The following is an 18,613-nucleotide window of genomic DNA, read 5'->3' on the forward strand; positions in this document are numbered from 1 at the left end:
CCGCCTTCGACGTACCGTCAAGCCGCGATCGCCGTGGGGCCCAGACGACGGTTACGCATCACGAGGCTCCGGTGCCGACTGTTGTGCCCCCCCTTCCGGGCCGGGACGCCTTCGGCAAGATCCAGGAGATCGTCCGTATTCTGGAGGCCGACCCCGCAACCGATTGGGCGAAGGTGACCCTCGCTGGATTGCGCGAGCACCTCATCGACATGAATGAGGTCACGCTGAGGGCGTTTGCCACGGAACGCCCCGTCGATGATGGGATCGAGATCGCGGTGACCGGTACCGGCCGGACGCTCGACGCCAGCCGGCGCATGATCCTGGCGCACGCCCGTGAGCTTGACCAGCTGCCTTCCTGGCGCGCCCGCACAGAGGTGCTGCAGGAAGGCATTAAGCTCACGGTGACGTCTGTCGAGCCGAGGGAGGTCATCCGCATCCGTGGCCTTGGCTTCATCGGGCTCCTGGTCAGCGGCGCCCACCACCAGCCGCATCACCTTGCCATGGCGCGAGGCCAGCACCTTTACTAAAGCCCTCCTGGCACGTGGATAACGCGTGAGTGCATCGACCAACGCTGGCGGGGCGGTGCGCCTCCGTATATGTGGGCTCAGGGCGAGAGCCTTGGAGCCCGCCGGCGTCGGCTCATCCGAGGATGCCGAGACTACGGACGAGCATGTACCCAGCAACCACGAAGATCAGACCGGCGAACACCCGGGTCAGTGCACCGCGACGCTGCGACAGGACCCGACCGGCGCGCGTACCGACCAGGCCGCCCAGGACCCCGCCGGCGACGAACACTGCCGCAAGCGGCCAATTCACCAAACCAGCCACCGCATAGGTGCCGGCCGTCGTTACACCGAAAGCGGTGACGGCGACGAGCGACGTCCCGATCGCCTGGAGCATCGGCATGCCAGTGGCGAACACCAGCCCGGGCACGATCAGAAAGCCGCCGCCGATCCCGAAGAACCCGGACAGCGCGCCGACGCCGAGCCCCGTGCCGACCAGCGCCGGAGCGTTACCTCGGTTCAGGCGGACGATGCGATCCACGCCGTCATCGCGCCGCAGCAGCATCAGCACCGCCACGACCACCATCAGAATTGCGAAGGCGGCCAGCAGCGCCTGCCCATCCACCCGCCGACCCAGCGCCGATCCAGCGAAGGCACCCGCCACGCCGGCGGTGGCGAAGATCGATGCGCAGGGCCAGCGCACGTTGCCCGCACGGGCGTGCCCGATCACGCTCGTCGCGGCATTGATCGCAACCGCGACCGCGCTGGTCCCGATCGCCATATGCGCGCTCTGCACACCCACCAGATAGACCAGCAGCGGCACCGCCAGGATCGACCCTCCACCGCCCACCAGGCCTAGCGTGAAGCCGACCAGCGAGCCGGAGGCACCGCCGAGCAGGGCTTGCAACAGGGAGAGATCGAACATGATGCTGCGTCCGGTGGCTTACGCTGCCGCTGCTACAGCCGTGGGTGCCGGCGTGCGGTTCCAGGGCATCATCCGCAGCAGATTTGCCAGGCCGCAGGTACCGGTCACGCCCGCGAAAACCAGACCGGCGCCGACGAACCCAGGCAGCGCGTAGAGCCAGGGGGAGACCAGCGCGCCCAGGAGCACGCCAAGTACCACCAGGCTGCCCGCCGCGATCTGCACCTGGCGCATCAACTCCAGTGGCTGGCGGCGGTCGGTCGCGACTGGAAGCCCAGCCTGCTTCCAGGCATCCAGTCCGCCCTCGACGATATAGGCCTCGCAGACACCGACCTTGGCGCTGAGCCGATCGGCATTGCCCGCGGTGCGGGCGCCACTGCGGCAGTGAAACACCACGGGCTTGCCGTCGTGCACGGCCAGTTCCGCCTCCTCCAACCGCGACAGCGGAAGGCTCCGCGCGCCGGTGATGTGCTCGCGGGCATGTTCGTCGGGCTCGCGCACGTCGACCAGGGTGGCGCCATCGCGCAGCAGCGCGGCGGCTTCCTGTGGGGTGATGGTCTTCATGGTTTTGGTCCTTGATCGTGTTGTTCAGCAGGGGAGGGTTGGGGCGGGCAGTAGAGGTCGCGGAGCACTTCAAGCAGCCGCGCCGCCTTCGGGTCGTCCAGGCGGTAAAAGACGGCCTGCGACGCCTTGCGCGTGGCAACCAACCCGTCCTCGCGCAGCATGGCCAGGTGCTGAGAGAGGGCCGGTTGGGAGAGGCCGACGGCAGAGGCCAGGGCACTGACCGTCATCTCGCCAGCGCCGACGAGATGGCAGAGCAGCAGCAACCTTCGCTCGTTCGCGAGCAGGCGCAGCAACCTTGCAGCTTCTGCGGCGTTATCCTGTAGCGCCGCCGTGTCTGCCGCTGGCCTCGCTACCATCATCCAACCGTCCCATTCATAATCTTGTGCTTAATAAGGGGATGCTTATATGATGTTCAAGCCCCATCCCGGGGCAAAGAAGGACATCCCATGAGCAAGATTGGGGAACAGCCCCTCATTCGCGCCTTCTTCGACGAGCCGACCAACACCGTCAGCTATCTGGTCTGGGATCCCGCGACGAGGGACGGCGCGGTCATCGACCCGGTACTGGATTGGGACAATCGCTCGGGCGAGGCCGACACGACCTCTGCCGATGCGCTGATCACCGCCGCGGCGGAAGCCGGCGTCACCATCCGCTGGGTGCTGGAGACGCATGCCCACGCCGATCACCTGACCGCCGCGCCCTACATCAAGGCACGGACGGGTGCGCCGATCGGCATCGGCGAGCATATCCGGGACGTGCAGAAGATCTTCCGTCCTGTCTTCGACATGCAGGACCTGAAGCCGGAGGGCGGTGACTTCGATCGGTTGTTCAAGGACGGCGAGAGCTTCGCGATCGGTTCCTTGACCGTGGAGGTGCTGCACGTCCCCGGCCACACGCCAGCCGATGTTGCCTATCGCATCGGCGGCGATGTCTTCGTCGGAGATACGCTGTTCATGCATGATTACGGCACCGCGCGGGCCGACTTCCCGGGTGGTGATGCACACCAGCTCTGGCATTCCATCCAACGGCTCCTGGCGCTGCCGCCCGAGACGCGAATCTGGATCTGCCATGACTACAAGGCACCGGGCCGCGACAGCTTCGCCTGGCAAAGCACCGTGGCCGAGCAGCGTGCGAACAATCCGCATGTGAAGGACGGAAAGACGGAGGCCGAATTCGTCGCCTTCCGTCAGGCACGCGACAGCACGTTGGCCGCGCCGACGCTGCTGCTGCCGTCGATCCAGGTGAACATTCGGGCCGGCCGCTTCCCGGAGGCGGAGGCGAATGGCGTCCGCTACCTGAAGATTCCCGTGCAGACGAAGGCAGCAGGCGGCGCCGTGACGATCCCAGCCGAGTGACCGGTAAAGCCACATCCAGGGAGTGACCGCCGATGCGCACACCATCCTCGACCGTCGTCATAGCAGGGCTGGTGCTGATCGGCGTCGTCACGCTCTTTGTGAAACGTCCTCCCCGGACGGCTACCGGCATCGCGGCGCCACAGACGCAGGTCGCCCCCGCCGTTGCACAAGCGCCTGCGGCAGAGCCGGTCAGCGTTGCGGCGCGGCCCTCCGCCAGGTCGCCCCCTCCGGCCGGCGCCGCGCCTGCTGCGTCCCTGCCAACCGTCGTACCCGCCGCGTGGGATATACCGGACCCTGATACGCTCCCCGACGACATCTATGGCCGCACCGTCCGCCGTGGCCGGGACCTGATTGCGCGCACCTCCTCATTGATAGGCCCGGATGCGGCCGATCCCGCGATGCGCCACGCCGGCAACGGGCTCGATTGCCAGTCCTGCCACATCCAAGCCGGGACACAGCAATTCGGCATTCCGCTGGCCGGCGTCTGGGGCGTGTTCCCGCAGTATATCGGCCGAGAGAACGAGGTCCGCACCCTGGAGGAGCGCGTGAATGGCTGCATGGAGCGCAGCATGAACGGCCGCCCGTTGCCAGTGGACGGCGACGAGATGAAGGCGATCCTGACCTATGTTCGCCATATCAGCGCGCCGGAACGCGTCGGCCAGTCGCTGGTAGGCCGCGGCACGCCTGCCTTGCCGCTCCCCGATCGTGCTGCCGACCCGGTGCGCGGCGAGCAGATCTATGCCGAGAACTGTGTCGCTTGCCATGGGGCAGATGGCCTTGGTCAGCGGCTGGAAGCGACAGAGGCCGCCGAGACGGGCCGTCGCTACCGCTTCCCCCCGCTCTGGGGGCCGGACAGCTACAATGACGGCGCAGGCATGGCGCGGATCATCACCGCGGCGCGCTTCGTGCACGGCAACATGCCGCTCGGTACCACCTTCGAGGCACCGGTGATCCCTGCGCTCGACTCATTCGACGTGATGGCATTCATCAATACGCAGCCGCGGCCGCATAGGGCGGGGCTGGAGGGCGATTACCCCGACCGCTCCAACAAGCCCGTCGATGCGGCCTATCCGCCCTTCGTTGGGCCTTTCACACCGGATCAGCACCGCTTCGGACCCTGGCAGCCGATCCAGGATTGGCTGCGCGCCAATGCCGCCGCTGCCAGTGCCATTCCATAGCGCGGGGACGCCGTCATGAACACAAACCTCCAGGTCGTCTGTCCGCAATGCGATGCCATCAACCGCGTGCTCGAAGCGCGTCTCGGCGATGCGCCGCGCTGCGGCGAATGCCGTGCGGCGCTGTTCGAGGGCAAGGCTCTGGCGCTGTCCGAGGAGCGCTTCCGCCGCCATCTGCGATTGAGCGGCGTGCCGTTGCTGGTGGATTTCTGGGCCTCCTGGTGTGGCCCCTGCCGCGCCATGGCGCCCGCCTTTGAGGCGGCGGCACAGGCGCTCGAACCTCATATGCGACTGATCAAGGTCTCGACGGAAGAAGCGCCAGCCCTCGCCACCGAGCTCGCGATCAACAGCATCCCGACGCTCGCCCTGTTTGCCGGCGGGCGGGAGGTTGCGCGCCAGGCCGGTGCCTTGCCGGCCAGCCGCATCGTCGCATGGGCGAAATCGACGGTGCTTGCCTAACGCGGATCAAAGCGTCAGCGCCGCGCGGGGCGCATGTCTTTCGGCAACCGCCTTCGGGCCTGGTGAAATAGGAGAGCTTCATGACGCGCAATGTTGGTTCGATCGACAGAGGGCTACGGATCGCGGCGGGATTGGCCTTGCTCGGCCTTGGCGCCTTCGGTCCGCTCGGCTGGTGGGGGCTGGTCGGCCTTGTGCCATTGGCGACCGGGCTGATGAGCAGCTGCCCCGCCTACAGCCTGCTGGGCGTGAACACCTGCTCGGCGGCGCGGTAGGCGCGAGGAGCGGTGCCCTTGGCGTTTCGCCAAGCGCGGCTTTGCGATTCCGAAAGTCCGGGCGCCGGCTGCCCAGCCATCCAAACAACCGAACGAGAACGCAGATGATGCGCCACGCGCCACAGGGTCGAGTGATCGTGCTGCTCCTGGCGGCGGTGTCCTCAGCTTGATGGGCAAACCTTTGCAGGCCGGCTGCACGCCGAGCGCTGGCCACCCTGTTTGCGCTGACGACGCTGCGGCCTGGGCGGCAGGTGGAGTCGCTGCCGGTTACTGTCTTGTTGGAAGGACCGCTCCAACACGAACTCCTGCCGCATCAGTGGGAGGAGGAACGCGCGCTCCGCGCGGCCGCGGCGCAGCGGATGAGTGAACCGGGCGCGGTGGCGCCGCCGATCCGCATGCATGCCGCAATGGAGGCGCCGTTCGCGCTCGAGACGCTGCTGCGGGTGCATCTGGTGGCCGAGGAGGAGGTTCTGGCCGGCTTTTTGACGGTCTCTCGAAAGGGACACGCGCCATGACCATGCCCATCTGGCACACGCTTTCAGCGGAGGATGCGGCGGCCGTGTTGCAGACTGATATCCTGCAAGGGCTGAGCACCGCAGAGGCCGCCGAGCGGATCGCGCGGCATGGCCCCAACGCGCTGCCACAAGCCAAGCCAGGTTCCGTTATCGCCCTGATTGCGCGGCAGTTCGCCAGCCTCATGGTCGGCCTGCTGGTGGCTGCCGCTGGTGTTGCGCTGGCGCTCGGCGACTGGGTCGAAGCGGTGGCCATCCTGGTGGTGATCCTGCTGAACGCCGTGATCGGCTTCGCGACCGAATGGAAGGCGGCGAGCGCCCTGGCAGCCCTGCGCGGGCAGGCCGTCACCACCGCCCAGGTTCTTCGCGATGGCGCGGCGCATGAGATCGCCACCCAGGACCTGGTGCCGGGTGATGTGGTGGTGCTCGCCGCCGGCGACCGGGTGCCTGCCGATGGCCGGCTGATCCGGGACGTGCAGCTGCAACTGGATGAGTCAGCGCTGACCGGCGAATCCCTGCCCGTCACAAAATCGGCGGCCGTCCTGGTCGATGCGCAGGCGCTGCCCGGTGACAGGACCAACATGGTGCATATGGGCACCGCCGTGACCGATGGCCGTGGCCGCTGCATCATCACCGGTACGGGTGCCGAAACCGAGATGGGGCGCATCGGCGCGCTGATCGACGGGGTGGCGGCACATGGCACCCCGCTGGAAGCCAAGCTCGCCGAATTGAGCCGCGCGTTGCTCGTCATCGTGCTCGCGCTGTGCGCGGTGATCACCCTGTTGGGCTGGCTGCGGGGCAACGAACTGCTTTTCATGGTGGAGGTCGGAATTTCGCTGGCCATCGCGGCGGTGCCCGAGGGGCTGCTCGCGGTCACCACCATGACGCTGGCGGTGGGCATGCAGCGCATGGCCCGGATGGGCGCCCTGGTGCGGAGCCTGCCGGCGGTTGAGGCGCTGGGCTCGACCACCGTGATCTGCACCGACAAGACCGGGACACTCACCCGCAACGAGATGACCGTGCGCGCCTATGCATTGGGCGCGCTGCGCGTGGATGTCACCGGAACAGGCTATACGGCGAAAGGCTCGTTTCAGATCGATGGACGCGACATTGATCCGGCGCGGCTAGGCCTGGCCCTGCGAATCGGCGCCCTGTGCAACGACGCGACGGTCGATCGGAGTGGCGATGCCGTCAGTATTCTGGGCGATCCCACCGAAGCAGCGCTGATCATCGCCGCCGGGAAGGCCGGCCTGGATCGCGACACGCTTCACACCGACTATCCGCGCATCCGGGAGATGCCCTTCAACAGCGAGAGCAGGTTGATGGTCACGGTGCACACCGCGCCCAACGGTGGCACGGTGGCCTATGTGAAAGGCGCGCCCGGCATGGTTCTGGCGGCCAGCGCCACCGTGATGGGCGACGGTGGTGAGATACCGATGACCGACGAGGCGCTGCAGCAGGCGCGCGCTGCGAATGAGTCGCTCGCCGCCGGCGCCTTGCGTGTGCTGGCCCTTGCCCATCGTGCCCTGCCCGATGGCTTCGAGGATGCTGATCTGACCCGCGGCCTCACCTTCGTGGGCTTGGTCGGCATGATCGACCCTCTGCGGGACGAAGTGGGCGCCACCATCGCCCGCTGCATCGAGGCTGGCATCCGCGTGGTCATGATCACAGGCGACCAGCAGGCCACCGCCGCCGAGATCGGGCGCCAGCTCGGCCTTGACACCGACCGGCAGGGCAGGCCGCTGCTGGCCGTGCACGGCAGCGCGCTAGCCGATCTGGACGATGCCGGCTGGAGGAAGATTGCCGGCGGAACCTCGGTCTTTGCTCGGGTCTCACCCGAGCACAAGCTGAAGATCGTCGAGGCGTTGCAGCACAGCGGCCAGGTCGTGGCGATGACAGGAGATGGGGTGAACGACGCTCCGGCGCTGCGCCAGGCCGATATCGGCATCGCCATGGGCATCCGCGGTACCGAGGTCGCCAAGGAAGCCTCGGCCATGGTCATCACCGACGACAATTTCGCAACCATCGTCTCGGCGGTTGAGCAGGGCCGCGTCATCGTCCACAACATCCTGCGCTTCATCCACTACCTGTTTTCCTGCAACTTCGCCGAGATCATCACGGTCGGCGCCGCCATCATGATCGGTTGGCCGCTGCCGCTTGGCGTCATGCAGATCCTGTGGCTCAATCTCGTCACCGACATCTTCCCGGCAATGGCGCTAGCGCTGGAGCCCTCGGCGCCGGATGTGATGCGCCGCCCACCACGCGATCCGGCCGAGCCGCTGATGACCCGGGCCTTCGGTTGGCTCATCGTCTGGCAGGGATGCTTGCTCGCCGGCTGCACGCTTGCGGCCTTCGCAATTGGGATGCGCTGGTATGGCGTGGAGGGCGAAGGGCTGCGCCACGCCGTTACCATCGCCTTCATGACGCTCGCGATGGCGCAGATGTTCCACGCCTTCAGCGCACGCTCCCGCAGCCGCTCGGCGCTGAGCTCGCGGCTTTTCACCAATGGCTGGCTGTGGGGCGCCACCGGCGTCTGCCTGGCTTTGCAGATCGCCGCTGTCGAGGTTCCGTTGCTGCGCGAGGTGCTGCGGACTGTTGCGCTGTCATGGGCCGATTGGGGCGTGGTGGCGGCGGGGGCGCTGACGCCGGTCATGGTGGTGGAATTGGTGAAACTGGTGACGGGATGGCGATCCCGCGCCAATCCCAGCCCCGTCATGCGGTTCGGGTCTGGTCGGAAAGCCGCTTCGCCCGCCAGGTTGCCCTGAGATGTGCCATGACGATCCCTCGCACCGCCGTCAGTCCTCGACGCGAATGCTTAGCGTTATGGTCGGTGCAGCAGCCATCCTCTGCGCTGTCATGGTCTTTCCGTTTCTTTCTGCGATCGTCTGGTCGTTCGCCCTGGCGATCCTGTTCACGCCGCTCGACACCTGGATGCGCAGGCTGCTACCTGCGCCGGGACTGGCCGCTGCGGCCACCGTCGCGATCGTTGCCGGCATCGTTGTCGTGCCAACGATCGCCGTCCTCGGCATCCTGCTCAACGAAGCAGCCGGCAGCGCGCCACGGCTCAGACCCCTGCTCGAGGCAGAACACTGGACCCGCGCGATCGACAATTACCCACGCCTGGCTCCCGCCATCCATTCCATCGTCGAGCGGCTCAACATCCCCGAACTCCTACAGACGGCCAGCGCCTGGCTTGCCGGTTGGAGTGGCTCCTTCATCCAGGGATCTGTCTCTGGCCTCATCGCCCTGCTTCTGACGTTCTATTTTCTGTTCTATTCGCTGCGCGATCGTGACCTGGCGATCGCCGCGATTGGTCGCGTGCTGCCGCTGACCGCATCGGAATACACGCGGCTGACCGATCGCATCACCAACACCATATTTGCCTCGGTATATGGCACGGCCGCCGTTGCCGTGCTGCAGGGTGGGCTGGGCGGCGCCATGTTCTGGTGGCTCGATCTGCCCGCGCCGCTGTTCTGGGGCGTGTTGATGGGCCTGCTCGGCATCGTGCCATTCCTCGGCGCTTTCGTGATCTGGGCTCCAGCGGCGCTCTTCCTGGGCCTCAATGGTGACGTGCAGGCGGCCATCCTGCTCGCCCTCTGGGGGACCCTGGTCATCGGGCTGGTGGACAACGTGTTGTATCCCATACTCGTCGGCAGGCGCCTGATGCTCCACACAGTACCGTCGTTCATCGCGGTGGTTGGTGGCCTGGTTCTATTCGGTACGTCGGGGATCGTCCTGGGACCCATCATTGTCGCTGGAGCCCAGACCCTCCTGGGAATCCGGAGGACGCGAACGGCGCCTACGGAATAGCTTTTGCGGCAGGAACGCGCTGCACGTGCTGCACATACCGGGCGAATCTGGTCGGTGCCGAACCTGTCGAGCCATATGCGCTCATCGATCACGCTGCCGGCGTTTGTTGCGCACCCATGCAGGGACGGAGTTGCCGCAGCCGGTCTTGCAAGGGGTCCATTACGGTCATGCGGAGCCGCGCCATCTCCGGGCCTGATCATGGTCGCGGCTGTGAGCGACCCTGTCGAAGAGCGAGAAGCAATGGAGAATGTCTGGGATTATCCGCGGCCACCTGCGCTCGAGCCTGTCGCCGAACCGATCCGCATCGAGTTTGCCGGCCGTACGATTGCGGCGACGATGGCGGTCTTCCGCGTGCCGGAGACCTCGCACCCACCCGTCCATAACCTGCCGCGGGACTCCTTCACATGCTGCACGCTGAAGCCTGCGTCAGGGCGCAGCATATGCGAGTAGAAAGGTGAGGCGAACTACTGGACCATCCGAGTCCAGGATCGGGTGGCAGAGCGCGCAGCCTGGAGCTACCCGGATCCGACACCTGCATTCACGGCTGTCCGCGATTACCTCGCGGTCTACGCCGGCGCCATGGAGCGGTGCTTCGTTGGCGATGAACTGGTCACGCCGCAACCCGGCGGCTTCTATGGCGGCTGGATCACGCGCGGCCTGAAGGGCCCGTTCAAAGGTGCACCGGGCAGCACGGGCTGGTGAGGATGCGCGTTGGTGTGAGCGCCGGCCGTGGCGGTCATGTGCGTGAGGCAGTTCCTCCGTATGTCGGTGGCGGAGACTAGCTTTCGGCAAGCACCTGCGCGCACCCCAACGAACTGTTGATAAGCGCCGAACGGGAGCCCTTCCTCAAAATGGCGGTGGAGGGGGTCCCGGTTCGGCGCTTATCGAAACCTCAGGGCAATTTGCGGTTGAAACGCACCATAGTCCCGCTTCCAGGCCTCAATCTTGGCCCTGGTCAGGTTCTTCAGGACACAATTATCCACGTCACTTGGTTCTCGGTCACGCGGGACCCATCTCCGTGCCGACACGACCGGGACTGTCCTTTGGATCTGCTCATGCCGCATCGAGACCGCCTCACGCTGCGTCCGGTTTCGGCGGAGAAGTCGGCCAGACCATCACCGCGCAGTCATGTGCGCTTCCATGACGAGTTCCGCGGCGCGCTGCGGTTGCTGAAACACGCTGTCACTCACAGGTCCTCGGCACGCTTTGCGCCTGCCGCAACGCAGCCGAAGGCTCGTGCGTCCGTGCCACCCGGAAGCCTCGTCGCGGCGTCCTACAACGTGCATCGCTGCATCGGGGCGGATAAGCGCTTCGACCCTGGCCGGATCGCGGCCGTTATCGAAGAACTGGATGCCGACATCGTGGCTCTGCAGGAGGCAGACCGACGGTTTGGCTATCGCGCCGGCCTGCTGGACCTTGGCGAGGTGGAACGTCGCACGGGGCTGACGCTGGTACCCGTATCGCCGGTACCGGGCGGCCATGGCTGGCGCGGCAACGCCTTGTTAGTGCGGGGTGGCAAGGTGACGCGTGTCCGCCGGCTCGCGTTGCCGGGCGCCGAGCCGCGCGGCGCGCTCATCGTCGATCTGGCCATGCCAGCGGGCGGTCTGCGGGTGGTTGCTGCCCATTTGGGACTGCTGCGGCGCCACCGGGCCTTGCAGGCGACGGCCATACTTGCAGCGCTGCACGACGCCGCGCCGATGCCCACGGTGCTGCTGGGCGACATGAACGAGTGGCGCACTGGCGTGAACTCTTCGCTCACTCGACTGGAGCCGCTATTCGGCCCGTTCATTCATCCTCACCAGCCCAGCTTTCCCGCCCGCCTGCCATTCCTGGCGCTTGACCAGATCCTGGGTCATCCGCGTGGCCTCGTCCTGCCGCCCCAGGTGCATGACAGCCCGCTCGCCCGCGTCGCCTCCGACCACCTGCCTCTCCTGGCGCGGATCGACATGAGTGTCGGCCTCGGTACTGTTGATGCACAGGTGGCGGCATGAGCCTGGCGGGTGGCCTGCAGCGGGCGGACGCAGCAAGAGTGTCACCCAAAAGCAGGGAGGACAGTCACCTCACGCTGATCTCGGACGGCGTGGCAGCCTTTTCCGCGCGCGCCGCTGTGGCGCAGGCCGCCCGATACAGCCTGGACCTCCAGTACTACATCTGGAAAGCGGACCTGACCGGCCAATTGCTGGCGCGTGAGGTGCTACACGCGGCTGACCGCGGCGTGCGAGTGCGCATGCTGTTGGACGACATGCACGGCCTGCGGCAAGACTTCAACCTGGCACCGCTGATTGCCCATCCCCTGATCCAGGTCCGCCGCTTCAACGGCACCCGCTGGCGCCGCTGGGGCCAGTTGGGACTGCTGCTGGAGATGCTGGTGGGCAATTGGCACCTGAATCGCCGGATGCACAATAAGGCCTGGATCGCCGATGGCAGCGTGGTGATCTGCGGCGGGCGCAATGTCGGCGACAGCTATTTCGACGCCTCTGGCGAATACAACTTCCGCGATCTCGATCTGATGGTGCGCGGCGCGCCGGCTGCATCGGCCTCCGCAGTCTTCGAAGCCTTCTGGACCAATCCACTGGCCCGGTCGGTCCGGCGGCTCAGCATTCGGCCCGGGGCGCGGTCGCTGGCGCGGCTGCGCCGAAAGCTGGACGCCGTTGCGGCCTCCCTCGCAGCGCAACCTTACCTGCACCGCGTAGCGACAACGGATCGGCGACATACTCGCGTCATGCAGGTAGCCGGCGAGGCGATCCGCCTCGTGTCCGATCTGCCGCAGAAGGCGCGCGGCCTGTCCGGCAGCGTGGTCGCTCCGGCCATCGGCATCATGCTAGCCGGCGCGCGGCGAGAGGTGCTGCTGGTCTCACCGTACTTCGTGCCAGGCGAGTCCGGGACCAGGATGCTGATCGATCTCGCGCGGGCAGGGGTGCGGGTTTCGGTCATCACCAATTCACTCGCCGCCACCGACGTCGTGGCCGTGCATGCAGGCTATGCACGCTACCGGGAACGGTTGATCGCCGCGGGGATCGACGTGTTCGAGGTGAAGGAAAGTGGCGAAAAACGCGCTGGCATCTTCGGCTCGAGTTCGGCAAGCCTGCACACCAAGGCGGTCGTGGTGGATGATGGGCCGGTCTTTGTCGGATCCTTCAACCTGGATCCGCGCTCGGCTAACCTCAACACCGAGATGGGCGTCCTTGTGCGACACCCACCATTGGCGCGACTGATGCGCCACCAGCATCGCTGGTTGGCGCAGGGCGCGCGCTGCTGGCGGGTGCGGCTGGAGAACGGGCGGCTTGTCTGGGACGATGGGTCCATGCCGTCTCCTGGCGAAACGGAGCCCGGCGCCTCGCTGCTGCGCCGCGCGTTGGCGTGCGTGCTGCGATGGTTGCCGCTCGAATCGCAGCTTTGACAGGCGTGCATCGACGGCAAGCCGTCTGGCGCCAACGGTGGTGACGTCAGAGGCGCGCACCAGCCCGCCCGAGTGTTCCTCGGGCCAATCCGAAGGCGGCTGACCGATCGGTTGCACGGGACGCCGTCGCGCGGCAGCGGCTTGATGGCACGCCGGGTACGTGTTGTCGCATCGCGGGCGGGGCTGGCGATGACCTTATTCGGAAGGGCCGGTCCCCCGCGCTCCCCCAGGCGTAATCGGTGCCCCCAACTCGTTTGCCCAGCCGGCCCGAGAACGACCGCGGCGAAGCTATCGTGCCCGCTGTCTCGTGCTGTCGGGCTACCGAGGAGGTCGGGTTCAGGTTCGCAGTTGTCGCGACGGATTCTGCGATGTGCCGCTGCCTGATCTCCAAGTTTTGGCGAGGAGCCGGCCCTCACTGGAGCCGTTGTGCCGTGATCCAACACCTACGCGATGGCGGACACTAAACCCTGTTCGGCGAGGGCTTCCGTGGCAGGCCGAACCCGGGCGTCAGGCTGCCTCGGCCCGGGAAACGGGCGCGCATTCACATGGCGCTTTGTCTACGCTGATCGATCGGACATCACCGCTGCGTCCACGCAGACCTGTGCAATTGCCAACGCCAGAACCTGCTCCGTGAAAGGCTTCTGCAGCACCAGCACACCGGGACGTTGGCGTGTGCGATCGGCCGGATCGCCGCTCATCCAGATATGCGGAATGAAGCCACTATCCAGAATTCGTCGAAGCGCACCTTGTCCACTACCACCGCGCAGACGTCCATCCACAAGAATCAGGCCAGGCCGGCGGCGCGTTGCAGCGGTTACTGCGCCTTCTTCCGTGCCCTCCACGCCGATCACCTCATGGCCCATGCCCGCCAGTATCCGCGAGAGCAGCATGCCGATCAGCACATCGTCCTCAATGACAAGAACCTGCAGCATGTGCTCCCCCCGCTCCCAGCTTCCGCCTTCATTTACCCAGGCCTCGACCTGTCGTCGCAGCTCGGTCGCCACCTCGATCGTGTCGGTGCTCCCGCCCGTCCTCATGCCAATTGCTCACGCGGCCGCCGCAGCCACGCCGCCCGGCACGCAAGCCACTTCGCATCCATTCGTCAGTTCCCTGCAGAATCACGGAATGACGAAACAACTATCCGTGTGGAACGATCCCTACATCGATGGCGCTGTCGCTTGCGAGTATCGGAAAATACTGAGATCCGCGCGGTGGCCGAATGCCAACAAAAACGCTGCGCCCTGCCGATGGCATGGTAAACGTCCTGCCGCTGCGCAACGGATCAGCAAAAGCAGGAGGATTCTGGTTTGCCTGCAACCCATCCGCTTGCTGACGGACTGCAGTCCATCATCGCTGTCGGCGCGTCGGCTGGTGGGCTAGACGCCTGCCGCAACTTCCTCAGCGCCCTTCCCAAAGCAACAGGCTTTGCCTTCATCCTCGTGCAGCACCTGGACCCCACGCATGACAGCCTCCTCGTAGAACTCCTCGCGCCCCATACGGCACTCACCGTGGCGCAGGCGAGTGACGGTGCGGTTGTCACGGCGGAGCACCTCTATGTCATCGCGCCAGGCACCGCCTTGACGGTGCAGTTGGGGCGGCTTGTCGTCTCACCGCCAGCGGAGCCGCACGGCGCGCGGTTACCCTTCGATACTCTGCTGCGCTCCTTGGCCAGCGGTGGCGTTGCATCGCGAACCGTGGCCGTCGTGCTGTCCGGCACTGGCGAGGACGGCACCCAGGGCGGTCTGGCGCTACGAGCGGCCGGCGGCTTCGTCATCGCGCAGCTCCCCGCGGAGGCTGCGTTCAACGGTATGCCCAGCGCGGCGATCGCCGCCGGCGCCGTCGATCTCGTGCTGTCGATCGCTGCCATGCCGGCAGCATTGCTCCGTCACTCCCGCCAACCCGCTCCTGCTACAGACGATTGGCAAGCCGATATCGTGGCGCTGCTGCGGCAGCGTACCGGGACCGATTTCAACCTGTACAAGCCCGGCACACTTCGACGGCGGATCGAACGCCGCATGGGCATGGCTGGCGCTTCTGACCTGGAGAAGTACCTCGCGCTGATGCAACGCGATCCGCAGGAGGCGTCGCTGCTCGCGAAGGACCTGCTGATCCATGTGACAGGCTTCTTCCGTGATCCGGAGGTGTTCGACCTGCTTGGCGAACACATCATTCCCAAGCTACTCGCCGCCCACCCCCGCGATCGGCCGCTGCGCATCTGGGTCGCCGGTTGCAGCACCGGCGAGGAGACTTGGTCGCTCGCGATCCTGTTTCGTGAGGCGATCAGCGCCGCGGGTTCTGATATCCGCCTGCAGATCTTTGCCTCCGACAAGGATGCGGACGCGGTGGCGGCTGCGCGCGAGGGTCGCTACCCCGCGAGCATCGAAGGGGCCGTCTCCACCGCTCGCCTCGCGCGCTTCTTCAAACGCGACGAAGATGCCTGGCGGGTCAATGCCGATCTGCGCGCACTGGTCGTCTTCACGGTCCAGGATGTCCTCGCCGACCCTCCCTTCTCACGGCTCGATCTCATCTCCTGCCGCAATCTGCTGATCTACCTGAAGCCGCAAGCCCAGGCGCGTGTCGTGGCGCAGTTCCGTTTCGCACTTCGCGCGGGGGGCTTTCTACTGCTCGGCAACTCGGAGCATCTTGGTGCCGGTGAAGCGGGCTTCGATGTGGTCGCCAAGGCGGAGCGGATCTGGCGTCGCCACGCCAATGATGGTCCGCCTGCTGCGCTTGCAGGCGCCGCGCTGGGTGTCACCGCGCCACGCGGGGCGACCTTGCCACGGCCGCTTCGCTTGGCGGAACTCTGTCGGCGCCTCGTGCAGCAGCATCACACGCCTGCCGCCGTCCTGATTGATGCTCAGAGCCACTGCCTGCATTCACTTGGCCCTACCGACCGTTATCTGCTGCACGCCCCAGGGGCCGCGACGCAGGACCTTCTGGCGGTCGTGCGGCCCGCGCTGCGCGGACGGCTGCGCGCCCTGCTCGTCAAGGCAAGGGCCGCCGGGCAGGCATGCATGCGTGACGACACCAAGGCGCCTCATCTGGAAGTTCGGCCAGCAAACGACGAGGGCGAGGCGCTGTTTCTGGTCTGCTTCTTGGAGCCCGCGCCCGCCACGGTCCTTCCACAGCCCGCGGGCGCGTCCGATGACCGGCCGCGCGTCGCGGCACTGGAGCGTGAACTCGAGACGACGCGCGCCGAGTTGCATGCCGCCATCCAGGATCTGGAACACGCCGCGGAGGAGCAGCGCGCGGTGAATCAGGAGGCACTGTCGGTCAATGAGGAGTACCAATCCACCAACGAGGCATTGCTGACGTCGAAGGAGGAGCTGCAATCCCTCAATGAGGAGCTGAACGTCCTCAACGGCCAGTTGCAGGAGACCCTGGAGCATAGCCGCACCACGTCGAACGATCTGCAGAATGTGCTCTACAGTACCCCGGAAGCGACCATCTTCCTCGATCCGCAGCTGCGGATCCGCTTCTTCACGCCTGCGACTCGTGCCGTGTTCAGCGTGCTGCCTGGCGATGTCGGCCGCCCCCTAGCCGATCTACGCTCCCTGGCCATCGATCCGGCGCTGCCGGCAGACGCGGCGGCCGTGCTCGCCGGAGACGACCCGCGCATCCGCGAGATCGCTACCGCCGAGGGTACCTGGTTCAAGCGCCGGGTACTGCCCTATCGCGCTCAGGATGCGTCCGTAGCCGGCGTGGTGATTACCTTCATGGACATCACGATGCGCAGGCAGGCTGCGGCGCTGCTCGAGCAGGCGACGCGCCGCGCGGAGCAGGCCAACGCCGCGAAGACACGCTTCCTGGCCGCGGCCAGTCATGACTTGCGCCAGCCCCTGCAGACGCTGACGTTGCTGCGGGACCTGCTGGCGAAGAGTGTCGAGGGCGAGGAGACTCGCAAGCTTGTGGCGATGCAGGAGCCCACGCTTGCAGCCATGTCCGACATGTTGGACACGTTGCTGGATATCAATCAGATCGAGACAGGTGCCCTGAAGGCCACACCCGTCGCCTTCTCGATCGGCGCCCTTCTGCAGCGCCTGGCGGAGGAGTTTGGCCATCTTGCCCGTGGAATCGGGCTCGATCTCCGACTTGTCGCTTCCGAGGCTACCATCCGCAGCGACCCGCGGCTGCTCGAGCAGATGCTGCGCAACCTATTGTCCAACGCGCTGAAATACACCAAGCGCGGACGGGTCCTGCTGGGCTGTCGACGCAGCGCTGGCGGGCTGCGGATCGAGGTCTGGGACACGGGCATCGGTATCCCCGACGAGGACCGGGCGGCAATATTCGACGAGTACCACCAGCTTGATAACGCTGCGCGCGAGCGGGAACGCGGCCTTGGCCTGGGACTTGCGATCGTGCAGCGGCTTGCCGGACTGATGTGCCACGGCCTTGAAGTCCACTCGAAACCGGGGCATGGCTCGGTCTTCGCAATCACGGTGCCACTGTGTGCGTCGGACCACGCCGTGGTCGCGCCGCAGGTTCCGCTGCCAGTCCTTCATCGCACGGGCGCGATCCTGGTGATCGAAGACGACCCGGACGTGCGGAATCTTCTTGTACGAGTGCTGACCGAAGAGCGGCACGTCGTCATTGCCGCTGCAGATGGCGAAGCCGCGCTGACGTTGATCGCACGTGGCGCCATCCGCCCGGACATCATCCTGGCCGACTTCAACCTTCCCGGTGGCATGAACGGGGTGCAGCTGGGCGGGCTGCTGCGAGAGCGGCTAGGCTTCGCCGTGCCCGTGGTCATCCTCACCGCCGACATCTCCACCGAGGCCCTCCAGGACATTGCCACGCAGAACTATCCGAGGCTGCAGAAGCCCGTGCGCGCGGTGGATTTGTGCGCCCTGTTGCAGCGCCTGCTGGGCGATGCGCCGGTGCTGGTTCCCTCCAGCAGCGCAACCACCATCCATGTCGTGGAGGATGACGAGCAGGCGAGGAGCGTCCTGCTACGCGTGCTGCAACGCGACGGTCAGGAAGTGATCGGCCATGTCAGTGCCGAGGCGTTCCTGGAAGCCTATCACGCCGGCGGCGAGGCCTGCCTGCTGGTGGATGCGCAACTGCCCGGCATGAGCGGCTTCGACCTTCTGGTTCGGCTCCGCCAGAGCGGCGATTCCTTGCCCGCCATCATGGTGACCGGCCTCAGTGATGTGGGTGCGGCGGTCAGGGCGATGCAGTCCGGCGCCTCAGACTTCATCGAGAAACCCGTGCGTGCCGCGACGTTGCGCGCAGCACTTGACCGCGCGCTGGCCCAGTCGCGCGATCTCGGCAAGCTGGCGGCCTGGCGCCAGAAGGCCGCCGACAGCCTGGCAAGCCTGACTGCCCGGCAGCGCGAGGTGATGGCCCGCGTCCTGGCGGGCGACCCGAGCAAGAACATCGCCGCCGATCTCGGCATCAGCCAGCGTACAGTGGAGACGCACCGGGCAGAGATCATGCACCGTACGGGTGTCAAATCACTGCCAGCACTCGCGCGGCTGGCTCTGGCGGCGAGCAGCGCGGCGCCCTAGTCCGTCTCCGTATTTTCCGAGGCTAGGTGGATCCGCTTGTGCCGTTCAGGGTCCGTCGCTGTGCGTTGGGCACGAGAGCACTGAATCACCCCTGACAGTGAGCTTGGCAAAGCTTCCTGTTGAGTTCGGGTGCT

General features: G+C 66.4%; 15 protein-coding genes and 1 pseudogene. 12 read left to right on the plus strand and 4 right to left on the minus strand.

Annotated elements, in window-relative coordinates; translation table 11 throughout:
* Positions 1 to 527 (plus strand): hypothetical protein (locus tag ACTIE5_RS06915; RefSeq protein WP_439548964.1); only part of this gene is annotated, 527 nt, incomplete at its 5' end.
* A 112-nt stretch (positions 528 to 639) separates the two neighbouring features.
* Here the strand turns inward: ACTIE5_RS06915 and ACTIE5_RS06920 are convergent.
* The 3 genes from ACTIE5_RS06920 to ACTIE5_RS06930 are packed head-to-tail and all read right to left on the minus strand — an operon-like array spanning position 640 to position 2,282.
* Positions 640 to 1,428 (minus strand): sulfite exporter TauE/SafE family protein, encoded by a 789-nt coding sequence (locus tag ACTIE5_RS06920; protein WP_439548965.1) that lies wholly within the window; start codon positions 1,426 to 1,428, stop codon positions 640 to 642.
* Positions 1,429 to 1,446: 18 nt separating this feature from the next.
* Positions 1,447 to 1,989, minus strand: a complete 543-nt coding sequence (locus ACTIE5_RS06925; protein WP_439548966.1) for a rhodanese family protein — start codon at positions 1,987 to 1,989, stop codon at positions 1,447 to 1,449.
* Positions 1,986 to 2,282, minus strand: coding sequence for an ArsR/SmtB family transcription factor (locus tag ACTIE5_RS06930; protein ID WP_439548967.1), 297 nt, complete (start codon positions 2,280 to 2,282; stop codon positions 1,986 to 1,988). Before ACTIE5_RS06930 ends, ACTIE5_RS06925 begins: the two co-directional genes overlap by 4 nt.
* Before the next feature lie 153 nt (positions 2,283 to 2,435).
* Here ACTIE5_RS06930 and ACTIE5_RS06935 point away from each other — a divergent pair, with 153 nt between their 5' ends.
* The 10 genes and pseudogenes from ACTIE5_RS06935 to ACTIE5_RS06980 all read left to right on the plus strand — a co-directional run bounded on the left by ACTIE5_RS06935 (position 2,436) and on the right by ACTIE5_RS06980 (position 12,972).
* The gene (locus ACTIE5_RS06935; protein WP_439548968.1) at positions 2,436 to 3,344 is read left to right on the plus strand and encodes an MBL fold metallo-hydrolase; all 909 of its coding nucleotides are present in this window, start codon (positions 2,436 to 2,438) and stop codon (positions 3,342 to 3,344) included.
* 32 nt (positions 3,345 to 3,376) lie between these two features.
* The gene (locus tag ACTIE5_RS06940; protein ID WP_439548969.1) at positions 3,377 to 4,522 is read left to right on the plus strand and encodes a c-type cytochrome; all 1,146 of its coding nucleotides are present in this window, start codon (positions 3,377 to 3,379) and stop codon (positions 4,520 to 4,522) included.
* A gap of 15 nt (positions 4,523 to 4,537) precedes the next feature.
* Positions 4,538 to 4,978, plus strand: a complete 441-nt coding sequence (trxC, locus tag ACTIE5_RS06945) for a thioredoxin TrxC (protein ID WP_439548970.1) — start codon at positions 4,538 to 4,540, stop codon at positions 4,976 to 4,978.
* A gap of 80 nt (positions 4,979 to 5,058) precedes the next feature.
* Positions 5,059 to 5,250: a YgaP family membrane protein gene (locus ACTIE5_RS06950; RefSeq protein ID WP_439548971.1), complete on the plus strand. Its 192-nt coding sequence runs from the start codon at positions 5,059 to 5,061 to the stop codon at positions 5,248 to 5,250.
* 278 nt (positions 5,251 to 5,528) lie between these two features.
* Positions 5,529 to 5,765: a hypothetical protein gene (locus tag ACTIE5_RS06955; protein ID WP_439548972.1), complete on the plus strand. Its 237-nt coding sequence runs from the start codon at positions 5,529 to 5,531 to the stop codon at positions 5,763 to 5,765.
* A complete protein-coding gene (locus ACTIE5_RS06960) occupies positions 5,762 to 8,527 on the plus strand; it encodes a cation-translocating P-type ATPase (RefSeq protein ID WP_439548973.1) in 2,766 nt (921 codons plus the stop codon). The genes ACTIE5_RS06955 and ACTIE5_RS06960 overlap by 4 nt, the downstream gene beginning before the upstream one ends.
* A 1-nt stretch (position 8,528) precedes the next feature.
* Positions 8,529 to 9,572, plus strand: coding sequence for an AI-2E family transporter (locus ACTIE5_RS06965; RefSeq protein ID WP_439548974.1), 1,044 nt, complete (start codon positions 8,529 to 8,531; stop codon positions 9,570 to 9,572).
* 240 nt (positions 9,573 to 9,812) lie between these two features.
* Positions 9,813 to 10,274, plus strand: a pseudogene (locus tag ACTIE5_RS06970) (DUF427 domain-containing protein).
* A gap of 341 nt (positions 10,275 to 10,615) precedes the next feature.
* Positions 10,616 to 11,563: an endonuclease/exonuclease/phosphatase family protein gene (locus ACTIE5_RS06975; protein ID WP_439548975.1), complete on the plus strand. Its 948-nt coding sequence runs from the start codon at positions 10,616 to 10,618 to the stop codon at positions 11,561 to 11,563.
* Positions 11,560 to 12,972 carry a phospholipase D family protein gene (locus ACTIE5_RS06980; protein WP_439548976.1) on the plus strand — a complete coding sequence of 471 codons (1,413 nt, stop codon included), beginning with the start codon at positions 11,560 to 11,562 and terminating at the stop codon, positions 12,970 to 12,972. Before ACTIE5_RS06975 ends, ACTIE5_RS06980 begins: the two co-directional genes overlap by 4 nt.
* A 557-nt stretch (positions 12,973 to 13,529) precedes the next feature.
* On the opposite strand, the gene ACTIE5_RS06985 is transcribed toward ACTIE5_RS06980, so the two are convergent.
* Complete coding sequence (locus ACTIE5_RS06985; RefSeq protein ID WP_439548977.1) at positions 13,530 to 13,904, minus strand: response regulator; 375 nt, start codon at positions 13,902 to 13,904, stop codon at positions 13,530 to 13,532.
* A 375-nt stretch (positions 13,905 to 14,279) separates the two neighbouring features.
* On the opposite strand from ACTIE5_RS06985, the gene ACTIE5_RS06990 reads away from it, so the two are divergent.
* The gene (locus ACTIE5_RS06990; RefSeq protein WP_439548978.1) at positions 14,280 to 18,479 is read left to right on the plus strand and encodes a chemotaxis protein CheB; all 4,200 of its coding nucleotides are present in this window, start codon (positions 14,280 to 14,282) and stop codon (positions 18,477 to 18,479) included.
* The last annotated feature ends 134 nt before the right edge of the window (positions 18,480 to 18,613 follow it).

It is taken from the genome of Falsiroseomonas sp. (assembly GCF_051859025.1).
In the GTDB taxonomy this organism is placed as follows: domain Bacteria; phylum Pseudomonadota; class Alphaproteobacteria; order Acetobacterales; family Acetobacteraceae; genus Falsiroseomonas.

Coding starts and splice junctions, on each gene's coding strand:
- ACTIE5_RS06940 (WP_439548969.1), top strand. CDS start 3,377: ATGCGCACACCATCCTCGACCGTCGTCATAGCAGGGCTGGTGCTGATC.
- trxC (WP_439548970.1), top strand. CDS start 4,538: ATGAACACAAACCTCCAGGTCGTCTGTCCGCAATGCGATGCCATCAAC.
- ACTIE5_RS06925 (WP_439548966.1), bottom strand. CDS start 1,989: ATGAAGACCATCACCCCACAGGAAGCCGCCGCGCTGCTGCGCGATGGC.
- ACTIE5_RS06980 (WP_439548976.1), top strand. CDS start 11,560: ATGAGCCTGGCGGGTGGCCTGCAGCGGGCGGACGCAGCAAGAGTGTCA.
- ACTIE5_RS06950 (WP_439548971.1), top strand. CDS start 5,059: ATGACGCGCAATGTTGGTTCGATCGACAGAGGGCTACGGATCGCGGCG.
- ACTIE5_RS06960 (WP_439548973.1), top strand. CDS start 5,762: ATGACCATGCCCATCTGGCACACGCTTTCAGCGGAGGATGCGGCGGCC.
- ACTIE5_RS06935 (WP_439548968.1), top strand. CDS start 2,436: ATGAGCAAGATTGGGGAACAGCCCCTCATTCGCGCCTTCTTCGACGAG.
- ACTIE5_RS06920 (WP_439548965.1), bottom strand. CDS start 1,428: ATGTTCGATCTCTCCCTGTTGCAAGCCCTGCTCGGCGGTGCCTCCGGC.
- ACTIE5_RS06965 (WP_439548974.1), top strand. CDS start 8,529: ATGTGCCATGACGATCCCTCGCACCGCCGTCAGTCCTCGACGCGAATG.
- ACTIE5_RS06985 (WP_439548977.1), bottom strand. CDS start 13,904: ATGCTGCAGGTTCTTGTCATTGAGGACGATGTGCTGATCGGCATGCTG.